This window comes from Salinarimonas sp. (assembly GCF_046292825.1).
Lineage (GTDB): Bacteria > Pseudomonadota > Alphaproteobacteria > Rhizobiales > Beijerinckiaceae > Salinarimonas.
Genome location: NZ_JBKBQG010000001.1, coordinates 106,213 through 122,738 on the forward strand (window position 1 = coordinate 106,213; position 16,526 = coordinate 122,738).

The following is a 16,526-nucleotide window of genomic DNA, read 5'->3' on the forward strand; positions in this document are numbered from 1 at the left end:
CCTCAACGGTCTAGATTTGCTTTACCATGCGTCGCAGCATTTCCGCAACTCGAATCTCTGCCGTCCCGCGCTTGGCGGGAGAGACCGTTGCGGGCGCCGCGCGGAGCCGAATTGGAGCGCTCGCCGGCCTTGGCCGAAATCCGGGCGAGACCCGCGGCGAGCGCGCGTCGCTGCCATATGGTCGCCGCCTCGGGATCGAGCCCGACGCCGCGGCCCTCGCGATAGAGGCGGCTCATCGCGAGCATCGCGTCCTCCTCCCCGTCGGCCGCCGCCGCCATGTAGCGGCGAGCCGCCTCCTGCAGCATCCCCTCGGCTTCGAGCCGGCGCGCGAGGGCGAGCTGCGCGGGGGCGTGACCCGCTTCCGCGGCGGGACGCAGGAGTTCGAGGATCTCCTCGCGGGCGGCGTCGCCGCGGCGGCGCTCGAGGAACGAGGCGAGCGACACGCGGGCGTCGTCGTCTCCTGCCGCGACGCCGTCGCGCAGCCGCATCTCGTCGTCGCCGTCGAAATCGTCGAATCCGGTTCCCACCACCGACACCTCGTCCCTGTTCGAGCGAAGCGAACTCGCGAGGAGACAACCATTCTGAGCCCGGTTTGGCCACCGTAACGTCGTATTAACTTTAACTGCCGCTGGGGCGGGTCCCCCAAGAACACGCCGGGCGTGTTGCCGCGCGCGCGCCGGGGATGAGATCGTGCGAACGACCAAAGCCGTCGCCGACGGCTCGCGACGAGACGCCGTCTCGGCATGCCGGAACCGGAACGCCATGAGGATCGTCAGCCATCGCGGTTATTGGCGCTCGCGGAGCGAGCGCAACGCGCCCGTCGCCTTCGATCGCTCCTTCGCGCTCGGCTTCGGGACCGAGACCGACCTGCGCGACGCGGACGGGCAGCTCGTGATCGCGCACGATCCGCCCGCGCCCGGCGCCGCCGCGCTCCCCGCCGCGCGCCTCTTCGCGATGCACCGGGCGATGGCCCCCGACACGCCGCTCGCGCTCAACGTCAAGGCCGACGGGCTCCAGGACCTCCTCGCCCGCGCGCTCGAGGAGAACCCCGTGCGCGACGCCTTCGTCTTCGACATGTCGGTGCCCGACATGCGCGCATGGCTCGCCCGCGGCGTCCCCGTCTTCACCCGCCAGAGCGAGATCGAGCCCGAGCCGGTTCTCTATCGCGAAGCAGCGGGCGTGTGGCTCGACGCCTTCGTCGACGAATGGTGGGAGCCGGGGCTCGTGCGCGCGCATCTCGAGGCGGGCAAGCGCGTCTGCATCGTCTCGCCGGAGCTGCACGGGCGCGAGCATCGGCGCGTGTGGGACGTCCTCGCCGGGACCGATCTCGCGTCCTGCGACGCCCTTCTCCTGTGCACCGATCACCCCGAGGACGCGCGGAGGGCTCTCGGCCATGCGCATTGAGGCGATCGTCTTCGACATGGACGGCGTGCTGATCGACGCCAAGGACTGGCATTATCGCGCGCTCAACCGGGCGCTCGAACTGTTCGGCTACACGATCGACCGCGCCGAGCACCTCTCCACCTTCGACGGGCTGCCGACGCGCCGCAAGCTCGAGCTCCTCAGCGAGGATCGCGGCCTGCCGCGCGGGCTGCACGGCTTCCTCTCCGAGCTCAAGCAGATCTACACGATCGACCAGGTCCACGCCGATTGCCGGCCGCTCTTCGTGCACGAATACGCGCTCTCCAACCTCAAGAGCCGCGGATACAGGCTCGCGCTCGCCTCGAACTCGGTGCGCCGGTCGGTCGAGCTGATGATGGAGAAGAGCGGGCTCGCCGGCTATTTCGACGTCATGCTGAGCAACGAGGACATCGTGCGTCCCAAGCCCAGCCCCGACATCTATCTGCGCGCCTGCGAGCTCGTCGGCGTCGAGCCCTCCCGCGCCCTCGTCGTCGAGGACAACGTCAACGGCATCCGCGCGGCGGAGGCCGCGGGCTGCCCGGTCCTCGTCGTCCGGTCCGTCGAGGAGGTGGAGCTGAGCCGGCTCGTCGAGGCCGTGCGCCGAGCCGAGGAGCGAGCGGCATGAGGATCGTGGTGCCGATGGCGGGAGGCGACGCGGCGTTCGTCGCCCGCGGCTTTCCCTGGGCCAAGCCCCTGATCGAGATCGACGGGCGCCCGCTCGTCGAGCACGCCTACGAGCCCCTGCGGGCGCTCGGCGCCGCGGGGCCGGTCTTCGTGATCCGCAAGGACGACGACCTGCGCTTCCACCTCGGCGACGTCCTGCGCCTCCTCGCTCCCGACGCGACGGTGCTCCACGCCGCGGGCGAGACCGCGGGCGCGGCCTGTACCGTGCTCCTCGCCATCGAGCACATCGATCTCCAGGGCGAACTCCTGATCGCGAACGCCGATCAGGTGCTCGACTTCGACCTCGGCGCCGCGATCGCCTCCTTCCGCGAGCGCGGGCTCGACGCCGGCACGATCGTCTTCGATTCGATCCACCCGCGCTGGTCCTACGTGCGCCTCGACGCGGACGGCCTCGTCGTCGAGGCCGCGGAGAAGCGCCCGATCAGCCGCAGCGCCACCGCGGGCGTCTACTGGTTCGCGCGCGGCGCCGATTTCGTAGCGGCCGCGCAGGCGATGATCCGCAAGGGCGGCGCGCATCGCGACGGCTATTTCGTCTGCCCCGCCTTCAACGAGATGATCCTCGCCGGACGGCGCATCGGCGTGGTCGAGGTCGCGCGCGAGCGCTACGTCTCCCTCGCGACGCCGCAGGCGGTGGAGGATTACGTCGAGACGCTCAAGGAGCGCCGCAGGACGCGCGCCGCATGAAGGTCGACACGCTCGCCCGCATGCATCGCGGCTGGATCGTCGGCGATTTCGAGCCGAGCGTGCTGCGCACCGCCGGCTTCGAGGTCGCCGTCCAGCGCTACGTCGCCGGCGCGCGCGAGCCGCGCCACCGGCACGACCTCGCGATCGAGATCACCGTCGTGCTCGAAGGCGAGGTCCGCGTCGACGGCGTCGCCTATCGCGCGGGCGACATCCTCGTCGTCGAGCGCGGAGAGGCGATCGCCTTCGAGGCGATCACGGACGCCACCACCCTCGTCGTCAAGACCCCGAGCGTTCCGGGAGACAAGCACCCATGCTGAGCATCGTCGTCCCGATGGCGGGCCGCGGGCAGCGCTTCGTCGATGCCGGCCACGTCCTCCCCAAGCCTCTGATCCCCATCCACGGCCGCCCGATGATCTCCGTCGTCGTCGCGAACCTCACCCCGCGCGCGCCCCATCGCTTCGTCTTCCTCGTGCGGCGCGAGCATCTCGAGGCGCACGGGCTCGGCGAGACGCTCGCGGCCTCGGCGCCCGGCGCGGCGATCGTCCCGGTCGACGCAATCACCGAGGGCGCGGCCTGCACCGTCCTCCTCGCGCGCGATCTCCTCGATCCGGACGAGCCCATGATGATCGCCAATTGCGACCAATATATCGACGCCGACATCGACGCCTATCTCGACGCGCTCGGGGACGCCGACGGGCTGATCATGACGATGACGGCGCACGACCCCAAATGGTCCTTCGTCCGCCGCGACGAGAGGGGTCGCGTCGTCGAGGTTGTCGAGAAGGAGGTCGTCTCGGACGAGGCGACGACGGGCATCTACAATTTTCGTCGCGCGGGCGATTTCGTCGCCGGCGCGGAGGCGATGATCCGGGCGGAGGCGCGGGTGCGCGGCGAGTTCTACGTGGCGCCCGTCTATACCGCGCTCGCCGCGCGGGGCGCGCGCATCGTCTGCCGCGGTGTGGGGCGCGACGGCGCGGGCATGCACGGCATCGGCACGCCCGCCGACCTCGAGGCCTTCTGCGCGAGCCCCGTCTCGCGCAAGGCGGTGGCGGCGGTCCGATGAGGCGGCGCGACGGGCTCTTCGACCGTCTCGCGAACCGGCTCCTGCGCCGCACGATCGGCGAGATCCTGCGCCGGGGCGCGTATTACGTCACCTATCACCGCCGCCCCAAGCGCGCCGCCGACATCGGCATTCGGCCCGAGATCGCCGATTGCGGCGTGCCCTGCGCGATCGTGCTGCAGGGACCCGTCGACACGATCGACGACTTCACCCTCGAGACCGTCCGCCTCTACCGAGCGCGCGATCCCGCCTGCCGCGTCGTGGTCTCGACCTGGCGCGACACGCCGGCTGCGCTCCTCGAGGCGCTCGCGCGCGCCGGCGCCGAGATCGTCACGAGCGACAAGCCCGCCGATCCGGGCCCGTTCAACGTCAACCTGCAGCTCGTCTCGGCGCGGGCGGGCATCGTGCGGGCGCGCGAGGGGGGCGCGGTCTTCGTGATGAAGTCGCGCACCGATCAGCGCCTCTACGCGCCGAGCCTGATGCCGATGCTGCTCGCTCTCGCGCGTACCTTCCCGCCGGGCGGGGGCACGCGCCAGCGCGCGCGCGTCTTCGGTCTCGGACAGGGCAATCTCCTCTACGTGCCCTACCACCTCACCGACCAGACCCTGTTCGGCCACGCGGACGACATCCTCGCCTATTACGACGCGCCCCTGCGCGAGAGCGCCTATCCTCCGGGCTTTCCGCGCGATCAGCTGCGCATGTTCCGCGAGGTGCCGATCGGCGCGCTCGCCCGCCACGCCGCCGCCGAGACCTATCTCGCCGCGAGCTTCCTCGCGCGCATCGGCCGCCCGCCCGCCTGGACGCTCGAGGACTCCTGGGGGGCGTTTCGCGACTGCTTCTGCGTCGTCGACCAGGCCGCGACCGATTTCTATTGGCGCAAGGGGCAGGCGACGACGCTGACCGACAGCCTCCTCTCCTATGCCTGCGCGACGACGCGGCGCGAGATGGGCTTCTCGGACTGGCTCCTCCTCCATGCGGGCCTCCTCGATCCGGCCGCCGCCCGCGCCTTCGAGGAGGTCGCGCAGGCGCGCTTCGAGGAGCCCGTCGCGCCGCGTGCAGCGGCGTCGCCTGCCGCTCACCGCGCGTGGGAGACGAAGCCCGTCGCGTAGAGGCCGGCGCGGAAGCGCTCCGTCCACAGGAGCTTGCCGAGCCCGCCCCGCGCCCGCGCCGCGAGCGCCGCCGCGCGGGTCGCATCGAGCGGGCGCAGGAGGAGCGAGGCCGCGCCGCACAGGGCGAATTGCGCCGCGCCGATCCCCATCCACAGGGCCACCGCCCCGTGCCGCGGCGGATCGGACATGGCGTGGACGAAGGTGCGCACCTGGCCGGAGAGGAAGGTGCGCCGGCGGACATAAGTCCAGGTGGTACGCGTCGGCGGCACCCATTCCGTCACCCGCGCCTCGTCGCACCAGGCGAACCGCGCGCCGCCGCGCACGAGGCGCGCGAGAAGGAGGCTGTCTTCGCCGCCCGTGCGGTCGAGCCGCTCGTCGAAGGGCGCCGCGCCGGCGAGGCAGCGCGCACGGGAGAAGAGCGAATTGTTGGTGCCGAGGAAGGGGTGGAGCCGGGTGACGTCGGCATCCGTCGCCGCCGCGACCCGGCGCGCGAAGAAGGCGCCGAGCGCGCCGATCTCGCGGCCGTCCTCCGCCCGCGCCGCGACCGGGCCGAAGACGGCGTCGGCGCCCGTCCGCTCGGCGGTGCCGAGAAGGCTCGCGAGCCAGACGGGCGAGGCCTCCTCGTCGTCGTCGAGAAAGGCGACGAAGCGTCCCCGCGCGGCGGCGATCCCGGCATTGCGGGCGGTCGCGACGCCGGGCTGCGTCCGGCTCACGTAACGCACGGCGACGGGGCCGTGCGCCGCGAGGGGGGCGACGAGCGCGCGCGCGTTCGCGTCCGGGGAATTGTCGACGACGACGATCTCGTAGTCGCCCGCGGCCAGGCCCTCCTGCGCCATGGCGCTCGCGAGCGCGCGGGCGAGGGCACGGTGTCGGTTCAGGGTCGGGACGACGATCGAGGCGAGGGGGCCGGCTGTGTCGCTCGTCATCGGGTGCGGTCTCCTCCGCGCACGGCGCCCCCGGACGATAGCCGATCGCGCGCCGCCGGAGGCGTGTTCTTGGAAGACCTCGATGCACGAGAGCCGGACGTCGCCGCCTCGTCGGGATCGCGCTGCGCCGCTGCGCGCGGGGTGTCATCGAGCCGGTCGCGCCGACAGGGTGAGTGCTCCACCGGTGTCATCCCCGGCCGGAGCGCCGAAGGCGCGCAGGGAAAGGGGACCCAGCACGAGAATCGCTTGCGGAGCAAGCACTTGTGGCGGCGACGAGCCGCCTGGTCGGCGGCGCGATAGCGTGCTGCGCACACGTCTTTGTGCTGGGTCCCCTTTCCCTGCGCACGCTACGCGTGCTCCGGCCGGGGATGACACCGTTAGGGCGCTCACCCTTCGATAACGGCGCCTCGGCGCACCCCTACGCGCTCAGGCGAGCGCGGCCTCCGGCACCAGAGCCTCGGCGCCGGCCGTCGCGGCGGCTTCCAGGCCGGCGGCGGCCGTCAGATGCGCTTCCGCGAAGAAGCGCGCGCGCAGGATGCGGCCCTTGTGGGCGGGATCGGTCTCGCCCGCGTCGAGCGCCGCCTTCGCCGCCAGCGCCTCCTGCGCGAGGCAGGCCGCGCCGCGCACGATGCCGAACAGGCGCAGATAGGGCGTCGCGCCCGCGAGCGCGGAATCCTGTTCCTCCCCCGCGAGCGCGCCGAGCATGAAGCTCGTCGCCCGGTCGAGGCTCTCCGCGCCGTCGCGCAGGGCGGCGGCGAGGGGACCGAAGCGGGCGTCGCCGTGCTTCGTCACGGATTGCGCCACCTTGCGGATCTCCGCGATCTCGGCGCGCACCGTCTCGCCGCCCGAGAGCGGCAGCTTGCGGATGACGAGGTCGATCGCCTGGATGCCGTTCGTCCCCTCGTAGATCGGCAGGATGCGCGCGTCGCGATAATGCTGCGCGGCCCCCGTCTCCTCGACGAAGCCCATGCCGCCGTGCACCTGCACGCCGAGCGAGGCGACCTCGACCGCGATGTCCGTCGAGAAGGCTTTGGCCACGGGCGTGAGCAGCGAGGCGCGCTCGTGGGCGCGCTTCCTCGCAGCGTGGTCCGGATGGCGCGCGGCCGCGTCCAGCCCGGCGGCGGTGAGGAAGCAGATCCCGCGCGAGGCCTGGGTGAGGGTGCGCATCGTCATCAGCATGCGCCGCACGTCGGGATGCGTGCCGATCGGCACCATGCCGTGGCCGACATAGCCCGGCGTGCGGCCCTGGCGGCGCTCGGCGGCGTAGGCGAGGGCGCGCTGCGTCGCACGCTCCGCCACCGCCACACCCTGGACGCCGACGGCGAGGCGCGCGTTGTTCATCATCGTGAACATGCAGGCGAGCCCGCGATTCTCCTCGCCGACGAGCCAGCCGATGGCGCCGTCGCCCTCGCCGTACATCATGGTGCAGGTCGGGGCCGCATGGATGCCGAGCTTGTGCTCGAGCCCCGCGCAGACGACGTCGTTGCGGCTGCCGTCGGGCAGGAATTTGGGCACGAGGAAGAGCGAGATGCCGCGCGTCCCGTGCGGGGCGTCGGGCAGGCGCGCGAGCACGAGATGGACGATGTTGTCCGTCATGTCGTGCTCGCCGAAGGTGATGTAGATCTTCTGGCCGAAGATCCGGTAGGTGCCGTCCCCGGCGCGCTCGGCGCGGGTGCGCAGAGCCGACAGGTCCGAGCCCGCCTGCGGCTCGGTGAGATTCATCGTCGCCGTCCACTCGCCCGAGATCAGCTTGTCGAGATAGCGCTCCTTGAGCGCGTGCGCGGCATGGGTCTCGAGCGCCTCGATCGCGCCCATGGTCAGGAGCGGGCAGAGCGCGAGCGACAGGCAGCTCGCGTTCCACATCTCGACGCAGGCGGTGTTGAGCATGGTCGGCAGGCCCTGGCCGCCGTGATCGGGCGAGCCGGTGAGCGCGTTCCAGCCCCCAGCCGCCCAGGCGCGATAGGCCTCGCCGAACCCCTTCGGCATGGTCACGCGCCCGGATTCGAGCCGCAAGCCGGCGAGATCGCCCGGCCGGTCGAGGGGCGCGAGCACGTCCTGCGACACCTTCGCCGCCTCGGAGAGGATCTGCTCCATCAGCTCGACGGAGAGATCCCCGTAGAGGCCGCCCTCGATCATCGCGTCGAGGCCCGCCACGTGGCGCATGGAGAACAGCATCTCGGATACGGGCGCGCGATAGGTCATCTCGGGCTCTCCTCGCCTTTTGCGTCTTCTGTACCGCGCGCTCGCCTCGCGCGCGTCCGGCCGCCGAGGCGGGATCGGACTTTCGTCTAGGATTAGTTCAGGGGTGAACTTCCGGCAAGGCGGGGAGGGGGCCGCGAGGGGTTGGGAAAGGGGGCGTCGGGAGGCCGCGTGGAGTAAGGAGGCAGAAAATTTAATCTAGAATTTCCACCCTTGAGCAATCATAAATTCATCGAAGGAAAGGCAATACACTCCAAAATGCGTGCAAATATTAGGGATTTTCGCTGCATTATTCTCGTATTTTTCCGTAGTAACTACTGTTCTCTTTTCATGGCGTGCTTTCGCTACTACGAACGGATCGGCAATCTTTCCACCGTTAAGCAATTTCTTTCTGTCGATACTCTGTTGGAAGTGGGATACTGCAAATATTTCTCGTATAAAAAGCGCCTCTGCAACTGTCGGATCGTGACAAATCGCGCGATTACCCCTCAGCCACTCATCGGCATGGCCGAAGTCTTCGAGTTCGCGATGTACTTCTTTGCACGAAACGATCTCGCCTCCAGCAATAAGCTGATCAAATCGGTTCCAGAGAGTCTCAAAGACCTTGCGGTTGTAGTGCTTGAACATGCCCGACAAAGGGCCGGTGTCGAACACGTAGCTCACGCTGCACCCCGCAGAAACTTAGCTTCGAGCGTCGGGATATTACGAGGCTTCCAATCAAGGTAATCAGCTAGCTCTGTTTCTGATTCGATTCTGGTAGTATGCGCTGAAAGCGAGGCTGATGTATTCGCGACCTAGGTAGGATATCTTACTATTATAAGGGTCGCCCCCCTTGGACGATACTTTCTGCTTCGTCCACGCCTTCGCTGCCTCGACGTACTCTCCTTCGGAGACTAGATCTTGATCTACAAAGCGCCTATATATCAATTCGCGGCTAACATTTAAAGACGACGCTATATCTGATGCGAGTTGACGAGAGATACTCCTTTCGGATCGCAGTTTTTCGATGACACTCGAAGGCGCAAGGAACTCTGCGGCGAATCGATTGCAGGCTATCTCTACTTGCTTTGCAGAACTAGACGAAATCGAAACGCGCCCCTCAGAGTCGATACCACTCGTGTTAAAAAACAAATGTGCCAGCTCATGGAACAGAGTGAAGATCTGGCGCGTCTTCGCAGCAGTGTTATTTACATATATAATTGGAAATTGTTCATCAACAAGACAAAAGCCGAAAAAACCTTCTACCTTGAACGCGTCCTTGAACACATAGACGCCGTTCTGATAGAGGACATCACGCCAAGCCCTGAGAGCGGTCTCGGAATCTTTCCAGGACATTTGTTCCTCAAGAGAAATATTTAAAAATTTACGTACTTCTGACGCCATTGCCTTTATATTTGTTTGGGATGAGTAGCTAAGGTTCTGCGTAATGACGCTACGAGCCGGGTTTTTCCCCTGGTTGAGTTCGGATAATCCAATTTGAAAAGCCTTCGCTTTACGGAGTAAGAACCGGATACGTGGAGGCAGGCTTTCCAGGCTCGCCTCAGGCAATGTGCGAAAAGTCTCCTCAATTGGGGGCGTCGATGGCGGCGAAGGGAAAAAGAAGGTGGCAATGGGCACCTTCAGGGTGACGGAAAGCCGCTCTAGCTGCGCGTAAGTCGGACCGCCACTTCCGCTCTCCCAATCGGTGATGTCCGCAAACTTTGCGGAGAGCTCGTCAAGGCTCAGCCCGGCACGCTTCCGCGCCCAAGTGAGCACCGACGGGGTAATTGGGAACGCCTCTCGCGCCATACGTGCTATCCTCTGGATGCAACTTAGCCGATCCGTTTTGCAGTGCAAGCATTAGAGTCAAACTTGCCGCCGTGAGTGTGACGAGTCGAGCCCTCCCCGGCTAGGTCACCTGCTTTAGCTTCAAAGGCACATCTCCCGAATCTTAGCGCGTGAAATCGTCCCGCGTCTGCGCTACCTATCGCGCGCGCCCGAGCGGGTGTGTAGGCCTTCACGAGACTGACGCAGACGAGAACGGAACGACGATGTCGAGCGCCCTGTCGCAGACGAGCGAGATCGAGCCGCAGAATTCCCCCACCCGCCCGATGCCGCGCGCGGGCGTGATGGCCATCGAGGCCTACGTGCCCGGCAAGAGCGCCGTGCCGGCGGGCGTCGTGCCCCACAAGCTCTCCTCGAACGAGAACCCCTTCGGCCCCTCGCCGAAGGCGGTCGCGGCGGCACAGGGGGCGCTCGCCAAGCTCCATCTCTATCCGGACGGGTCGGCCACCGCTCTGCGCGGCGCGATCGCGCGGAAATACGGTCTCGACCCGCAGCGCATCGTCTGCGGCTCGGGCTCGGACGAATTGCTCGCGCTCCTCGCCACCGCCTATATCGGCCCCGGCGACGAGGCGATCTATTCCGCCCACGGCTTCCTCGTCTACCGCATCGCGATCCTGGCGGCCGGCGGCGTGCCCGTGGTGGCGCCCGAGCGCGACCTGACGACGGACGTCGACGCGATCCTGGCGCGCGTCACGCCGCGCACGCGCATGGTCTTCCTCGCCAATCCCAACAACCCGACGGGCACCTATCTCCCCTTCGAGGAGGTCAAGCGCCTGCATGCGGGGCTGCCGCCGCACGTGCTCCTCGTGCTCGACGCGGCCTATGCGGAATACGTCCGCCGCAACGATTACGCGGCGGGGCTCGAGCTGGCGCTGACCGCCGACAACGTGGTGATGACGCGCACCTTCTCGAAGGTCTACGGGCTCGCGGCCCTGCGGCTCGGCTGGCTCGTGGCGCCGCCGCACGTGGTCGACGCGCTCGAGCGCATCCGCCCGCCCTTCAACGTCAATTCCGCCGCGCTCGCCGCCGGCATCGCCGCGATCGAGGACGAGGCGCATGTCGCATCCTCCGTCGCCCACAACGAGGAATGGCTCGAGCGGATGACGACCGCCCTGTCCGCCCTCGGGCTCGGGGTCACCCCGTCCGTCGGCAATTTCCTCCTCCTCCATTTCCCGACCGAGCCCGGCCGCACCGCGCACGAGGCGGACGCGTTCCTCACCGCCCGCGGCCTCGTCCTGCGGCGGATGGACGGTTACGGCCTGCCGGGCGCGCTGCGCCTGTCGATCGGCACCGCGGAGGCGAACGAGCGCGTGATCGCGGCCTTGTCCGACTTCATGGGCGGAGCGTCGACGCATGCCTGAGCGGCTCGGCTCCCCGCGCGAGACGCCGCTCTTCCGGCGGCTCGTCCTCGTCGGGATCGGCCTCATCGGCTCCTCGATCGCGCTCGCCGCGCGGCGTCAGAACCTGGCCGAGCGCATCGTCGCCGTGGACAAGGACGAGGGCGTGCGCGCGCGCGTCGCCGAGCTCGGGCTCGCCGACGAGATCCATGCCGATCCGGCTCAGGCGGTCGCGGGCGCGGACCTCGTGATCCTGTGCGTGCCCGTCGGCGCCTGCGGTGCGGTGGCGAAGGCGATCGCGCCTGCGCTCGCGCCGGGAGCCATCGTCTCGGATGTCGGCTCGGTCAAGGGCGCGGTGATGGCCTCCGTCGAGCCGCATCTGCCCGAAGGCGTGCATTTCGTCCCCGCCCACCCCGTCGCCGGCACCGAGAATTCCGGCCCCGACGCGGGCTTTCCGACGCTCTTCCTCAATCGCTGGTCGATCCTCACCCCCGCCTACGGCACCGATTCCGACGCGGTCGAGCGCGTGCGCGCCTTCTGGCAGGGCATGGGCGCGAATGTCGAGTTCATGTCGGCGCCGCACCACGATCTCGTGCTCGCCATCACGAGCCACGTGCCGCATCTCATCGCCTACAACATCGTCGGCACCGCGGCCGATCTCGAACGGGTCACCGAGAAGGAGGTGATCAAGTTCTCGGCGGGCGGCTTCCGCGACTTCACCCGCATCGCCGCCTCCGACCCGACGATGTGGCGCGACGTCTTCCTCAACAACAAGGAAGCCGTGCTCGAGATGCTCTCGCGCTTCAACGAGGATCTGGCTGCGCTCGCCCGCGCCATCCGCTGGGACGACGGGGAGGCGCTGCACAAGCTCTTCACCCGCACCCGCGCCATCCGCCGCGGCATCATCTCGGAAGGCCAGGACGCCCCGCTCGTCGATTTCGGCCGCCCGCGGGAGTGATCGCGTCGAGCCGGAACCGCGTCCGGCCTGTCGTGACGGTCAATCCGGGGCGCGCAGGGACAGGCAAACAACACACGCCGCGCTCAAGCCGACGGCTCGCCGACCGGCTCGTAGAGGGTCTGCGCCTCGCTCGCGGGTCCGCGGCGCTCGCCGAGATCGAGGACGCGCACGGCCATCGTGGCGTGGGGCGCCGCGACGACGAGGACGTCGCCGATCGCGATCCCCTTGGCGGGGTTCGTCTGCCGCTGGCCGTTGAGGCGCACGTAGCCGTCCTCCACGAGCCGCGCCGCCATTCCGCGCGTGCGCGCGAACCGCGCGTACCAGAGCCACTTGTCGAGCCTCTGGCGATCCGCGCGCACGGGAATCAGGCCGAGCGCGGAGAGGGGCGGCCCATCAGCTCTTGCCCTCGAGCTGAGCCTTCAGCGCCGCGAGCTTCGCGAAGGGCGAATCGGGATCGGGCTGCTTTTCGCGGCGCTCGCGCTGCGGCGGCGCACCGGTGCGCGGACCGCGATCCTCGCGCTGCGGACGCGGACCGCGCCCGCCCTCGCCGCGATCGGGACGGCCCTCGCCGCGACCCTCTCCGCGTCCTTCGCCGCGACCCTTGCCGAAACGCTCCTCGCGCGGCTTGTCGGGGCGCGGGCCGCGCTCGTCGCGGCGTTCGCCGCGCCGCTCGCCCGGCTGACGCTCACCCGGCTGACCCTGGCCCGGCTGGGCGGGCCCGCGCCCGCCCTCGCGACGGCGCTGGTCGCCGCGGCCTTCGCCCCGCTGACCCGGGCGCCCGTGGCGCTGACGCGGCTCGCGCCGGCCCTGACGCCAGACGACGACCGTCTCGGGCTCGGCCGGCGCCTCCGCGGGCGCCGCCTCCGCGACGAGAGTCTCGGCGGGGGCCTCCTCCGCGGCAACCTCCTCGGAGACGACCTCCTCGGAGACCTGCTCCTCGGCGACCGGCGCGTCCAGAACCGCGACTTCGGCGACATCCGCGCCGCCCGCGTCGCCCTCTTGGGCCGCGATCGGCTCCGGAGCGTCCTCGGCGGGGGCCTTGGCCGAAATCGGCTCCGACGGCACCCCCTCCGTCGGCGTTTCGTCGACGGCGGCCTCGGGCATCGCCTCGGTCGCGACGCTCTCCTCCGACGTCGCCTCGGCCGAAGCCTCCGCCTTCGCCGGCGCGATCGGCGTCGTCGGCTGGGGCAGGAGGATCGTCGAGACGATGGCGGGGCCGGTGCGGGTCTCGGCGACGTAGCCGAGCGATTTGAGGATCTGCGCGAAATCCTCGCCCGCGCAGCCGACGAGCGAGGTCATCGCGACCGTCGCCACGAAGGCGTCGCCCTCCGCCGCGCCCGCCGGCGGCTCGCCGATCGTGGTGCCGGGAACGTAGGCGATGGCCGGGCGAATCAGGTCGGCGAGGCGCTCGAGGATGTCGACGCGCACCGCCCGCCCGCCGCAGACCCGGAAGCCGGCCGAGCGGTAGAGCCCCTTCGCCACCTCGGTATCGACGGGTATGGAGGTGCGGCCCGAGCTCGCGAGATGGGCGATCTCGTCGATGCCCTTCTGGTCGAGCCCGCCGTTCTTGAGCGCCCAGAGCTGCGCCGCGAGCGTGCGCGGCGCGGGCTTCATCAGAGCGGGCAGATAGAGGTGATAGGCGCCGAAGCGGATGCCCTTCTGGCGCAGCGCGGCGCGCGCCTGCTGGTCGAGACCGCGGACCTCCTGGAGGACGCGCGCGCGCTCGAGCACGCCGAGCGCCTCGGCGATCTGGAAGGCGATGCCGCGCGCGATGCCCGTCAGATCGGCGGGCTCCTCGAGCTCGATCAGCGGCCCGAGCGTGCGCGTGACGTGCGCCTTGAGCCAGGCCTTGATCCGGCCCTCGACCTTCTCGAGCGCGGCGCCCGTCAGGTGCTCGTCGGCGATCAGCCACACGCGCGGGTCGAGCACCTTCTCGCCGGCCTCGAGCTTCGCCACCGGCTCGCCGATCCAGCGGATCGTGCCGTCGTTGGCGAGCGCGAAGCTCGAATCGGCTGCCGTGGCGAAGCGCTCGGCGCGCGCCTCGATCTCGCCCGCGAGCCCCTTCACCGCCGCGTTGCGGAGGGTCTTGGCCTCGTCGCCCGTCGCGTCCGGATCGGGAACGAAGACGAATCCGGACAGGCGCCCGACGTGCTGACCCTCGACGCTGACGTCGCCGGTCTGCGAAATTTCCGCTTCAAGCATCGCGTTCTCTCTCAAGCGCCGCATGAGCACGCTGGTGCGCCGGTCGACGAACCGGCTGGCCAGGCGCTCGTGCAGCGCATCCGACAGCTTGTCCTCTACCGCACGCGTCTCGCTCTGCCAATGCTCCGGATCGCGCAACCAGTCCGGTCTGTTGGCGACGAAGGTCCAAGTCCGCACCTGCGCGATGCGGGTGGAGAGCGTGTCGATGTCGCCGTCGACCCGGTCGAGCATCTTCACGTGGCGGGAAAACCACTCGTCCGGCACCCGCCCGTCGCGCATCAGGAAACGGTAGAGCGCGGTGACGAGGTCCGCGTGGGTCTGGGGCGAGACCTTGCGGTAATCCGGCACCTGGCAGACCTCCCAGAGCCGCTCGACGGCGCCGGGCGAGGTCGCGAGGTCGCGCATCTCGGGCTCGCGCGCCACGATCTCCAGCGCGGCGACGTCCTCGGCCATCGGCGCGCGGGTGAGGCCGTGCTCGCGCGGCTGCTCGGCGAGGCTCGCCTGCAGGCGCTCGAGGTTGCGGAAATCGAGATCGGGGTTGCGCCATTGCAGGATGCGCACCGGCTCGAAGACGTGGTTCTCCACCGCCTCGATCAGCTCCGGCTCGAACGGATCGCAGCGCCCGGCCGTGCCGAAGGTGCCGTCGTTGAGGTGGCGCCCGGCGCGGCCCGCGATCTGGCCGATCTCGGAGGGGTTGAGCTTGCGGAAGCGGAAGCCGTCGAACTTGCGGTCGGCGGCGAAGGCGACGTGGTCGACGTCGAGATTGAGGCCCATGCCGATGGCGTCGGTCGCTACCAGATAGTCGACGTCGCCCGATTGGTAGAGCGCCACCTGGGCGTTGCGGGTGCGCGGGGAGAGCGCGCCGAGCACCACCGCCGCTCCGCCGCGTTGGCGGCGGATCAATTCGGCGATGGCGTAGACCTCCTCGGCCGAGAAGGCGACGATCGCCGAGCGTGCGGGCAGGCGCGAGATCTTCTTCTGGCCGGCATAGGAGAGCTGCGACAGGCGCGGGCGCGTCGTCACGTGCACGCCCGGGATCAGCGCCTCGACGAGCGGCTTCATCGTCGCCGAGCCGATCAGCAGCGTCTCGTCGCGCCCGCGCTGATTGAGCAGGCGATCGGTGAAGACGTGGCCGCGATCGAGATCGGCGGCGAGCTGGATCTCGTCGATCGCGACGAAGGCGAGGTCGAGATCGCGCGGCATGGCCTCGGCCGTGCAGATCCAGTAGCGCGGGTGCTTCGGCTTGATCTTCTCCTCGCCGGTGACGAGGGCGACCGCATCCGCGCCCGCCCGCGCCACGACGCGGCCGTAGACCTCGCGCGCGAGAAGCCGCAGCGGCAGGCCGATCATGCCCGAGGAATGGGCGAGCATCCGCTCGATCGCGAGATGCGTCTTGCCGGTATTGGTCGGGCCGAGGACCGCGGTGACGCCACGCGAGCGGGCCTGCGGCGGGAGCGAAAGGCGGGGCATGGTCGGGGGGGAGCTCGCGGGTCTCTCTCGAACGGGGGCCGAAGCGGGTCCCCGGGCCGCTTGCGCGGATCGGAACGGGCGTCGAACGGAGAGGGGGCGAATCGGCGACTCCGGCATCTACCGGGTTCGTTCTCCGACGACGCCCCCGCGCCGCAGGCCCTATATGGGCGCGTTCGCGGGAGAATGCGAGCGGGTCCGTGTCGATGGTCGTACGGGGATCACTCCGCGTCGGGCTTGCCGCGCAGGCTCTTGATGCCGGATCGGCGCGTCTTCGCCTCGACCCGGCGACGCTTCGAGGCGAGCGTCGGGCGCGTCGGGCGCCGCGGCGGCGGGCGGTAGGCGGCGCGGCGGATGAGATCCACGAGGCGCGCGATGGCATCGGCGCGGTTGCGCTCCTGGTCGCGGTAGACCTGGGCGGTGATGACGATGGTGCCGTCCTTCGTCATCCGGCTGCCGGCGATCGCGGGAAGCCGCGCCTTGACGCCGTCCGGCAACGAGGGCGAGGCGAGCGCGGGAAAGCGCAGCTGCACCGCCGACGAGACCTTGTTGACGTTCTGACCGCCGGGGCCGGAGGCGCGGATCGCCACGATCTCGATTTCGCCTTCGTCGAGGGCGATCGTCTGGGTGACCTCGATCATCGCGCGTCCTGCCGGGGTTTGATTTCGAGGTCCG

The 16,526-nt window shown here is 69.5% G+C and carries 16 protein-coding genes; 8 read left to right on the forward strand and 8 right to left on the reverse strand.

Translation table 11 applies throughout. The features are described from left to right. Positions 1–2 precede the first annotated feature (2 nt). Positions 3–527, reverse strand: coding sequence for a hypothetical protein (locus ACK4UM_RS00505; protein ID WP_409794074.1), 525 nt, complete (start codon positions 525–527; stop codon positions 3–5). Between the two features lie 235 nt (positions 528–762). On the opposite strand from ACK4UM_RS00505, the gene ACK4UM_RS00510 reads away from it, so the two are divergent. From ACK4UM_RS00510 to ACK4UM_RS00535, 6 genes are read left to right on the forward strand one after another with little or no spacing between them, the layout of a single operon-like run. Beyond that, complete coding sequence (locus ACK4UM_RS00510; RefSeq protein ID WP_409794077.1) at positions 763–1,404, forward strand: hypothetical protein; 642 nt, start codon at positions 763–765, stop codon at positions 1,402–1,404. Then, a complete protein-coding gene (locus tag ACK4UM_RS00515) occupies positions 1,394–2,026 on the forward strand; it encodes an HAD family hydrolase (RefSeq protein ID WP_409794080.1) in 633 nt (210 codons plus the stop codon). The genes ACK4UM_RS00510 and ACK4UM_RS00515 overlap by 11 nt, the downstream gene beginning before the upstream one ends. Further along, positions 2,023–2,769: a glycosyltransferase family 2 protein gene (locus tag ACK4UM_RS00520; RefSeq protein WP_409794083.1), complete on the forward strand. Its 747-nt coding sequence runs from the start codon at positions 2,023–2,025 to the stop codon at positions 2,767–2,769. Before ACK4UM_RS00515 ends, ACK4UM_RS00520 begins: the two co-directional genes overlap by 4 nt. Continuing rightward, positions 2,766–3,086, forward strand: coding sequence for a cupin domain-containing protein (locus ACK4UM_RS00525; RefSeq protein WP_409794085.1), 321 nt, complete (start codon positions 2,766–2,768; stop codon positions 3,084–3,086). The genes ACK4UM_RS00520 and ACK4UM_RS00525 overlap by 4 nt, the downstream gene beginning before the upstream one ends. Then, positions 3,080–3,832, forward strand: coding sequence for a glycosyltransferase family 2 protein (locus ACK4UM_RS00530; RefSeq protein ID WP_409794088.1), 753 nt, complete (start codon positions 3,080–3,082; stop codon positions 3,830–3,832). The genes ACK4UM_RS00525 and ACK4UM_RS00530 overlap by 7 nt, the downstream gene beginning before the upstream one ends. Further along, on the forward strand, positions 3,829–4,938 hold the full coding sequence (locus tag ACK4UM_RS00535; RefSeq protein WP_409794091.1) for a WavE lipopolysaccharide synthesis family protein: 1,110 nt from the start codon (positions 3,829–3,831) through the stop codon (positions 4,936–4,938). Before ACK4UM_RS00530 ends, ACK4UM_RS00535 begins: the two co-directional genes overlap by 4 nt. Here the strand turns inward: ACK4UM_RS00535 and ACK4UM_RS00540 are convergent. From ACK4UM_RS00540 to ACK4UM_RS00555, 4 genes are all read right to left on the reverse strand, one after another. Next, the gene (locus tag ACK4UM_RS00540) at positions 4,905–5,864 is read right to left on the reverse strand and encodes a glycosyltransferase family 2 protein (protein ID WP_409794093.1); all 960 of its coding nucleotides are present in this window, start codon (positions 5,862–5,864) and stop codon (positions 4,905–4,907) included. The genes ACK4UM_RS00535 and ACK4UM_RS00540 overlap by 34 nt on opposite strands. A gap of 426 nt (positions 5,865–6,290) precedes the next feature. Next, on the reverse strand, positions 6,291–8,066 hold the full coding sequence (locus tag ACK4UM_RS00545; RefSeq protein ID WP_409794096.1) for an acyl-CoA dehydrogenase: 1,776 nt from the start codon (positions 8,064–8,066) through the stop codon (positions 6,291–6,293). Positions 8,067–8,261: 195 nt separating this feature from the next. Continuing rightward, complete coding sequence (locus ACK4UM_RS00550) at positions 8,262–8,726, reverse strand: PIN domain-containing protein (RefSeq protein WP_409794097.1); 465 nt, start codon at positions 8,724–8,726, stop codon at positions 8,262–8,264. A gap of 63 nt (positions 8,727–8,789) precedes the next feature. Further along, positions 8,790–9,851, reverse strand: coding sequence for an ImmA/IrrE family metallo-endopeptidase (locus ACK4UM_RS00555; RefSeq protein WP_409794100.1), 1,062 nt, complete (start codon positions 9,849–9,851; stop codon positions 8,790–8,792). Between the two features lie 242 nt (positions 9,852–10,093). Between ACK4UM_RS00555 and hisC the strand changes: the two genes are divergently transcribed. Further along, positions 10,094–11,248: a histidinol-phosphate transaminase gene (gene hisC / locus ACK4UM_RS00560; protein WP_409794103.1), complete on the forward strand. Its 1,155-nt coding sequence runs from the start codon at positions 10,094–10,096 to the stop codon at positions 11,246–11,248. Beyond that, positions 11,241–12,182, forward strand: a complete 942-nt coding sequence (locus tag ACK4UM_RS00565) for a prephenate/arogenate dehydrogenase family protein (RefSeq protein WP_409794105.1) — start codon at positions 11,241–11,243, stop codon at positions 12,180–12,182. Before hisC ends, ACK4UM_RS00565 begins: the two co-directional genes overlap by 8 nt. A gap of 83 nt (positions 12,183–12,265) precedes the next feature. Here the strand turns inward: ACK4UM_RS00565 and ACK4UM_RS00570 are convergent, their stop codons facing one another. From ACK4UM_RS00570 to arfB, 3 genes are all read right to left on the reverse strand, one after another. Beyond that, a complete protein-coding gene (locus tag ACK4UM_RS00570; protein ID WP_409794107.1) occupies positions 12,266–12,541 on the reverse strand; it encodes an RNA-binding S4 domain-containing protein in 276 nt (91 codons plus the stop codon). Positions 12,542–12,575: 34 nt separating this feature from the next. Then, positions 12,576–15,854, reverse strand: coding sequence for a helicase-related protein (locus ACK4UM_RS00575; protein WP_409794109.1), 3,279 nt, complete (start codon positions 15,852–15,854; stop codon positions 12,576–12,578). A 218-nt stretch (positions 15,855–16,072) separates the two neighbouring features. Next, complete coding sequence (gene arfB / locus ACK4UM_RS00580) at positions 16,073–16,492, reverse strand: alternative ribosome rescue aminoacyl-tRNA hydrolase ArfB (RefSeq protein WP_409794111.1); 420 nt, start codon at positions 16,490–16,492, stop codon at positions 16,073–16,075. Between the last annotated feature and the right edge of the window lie 34 nt (positions 16,493–16,526).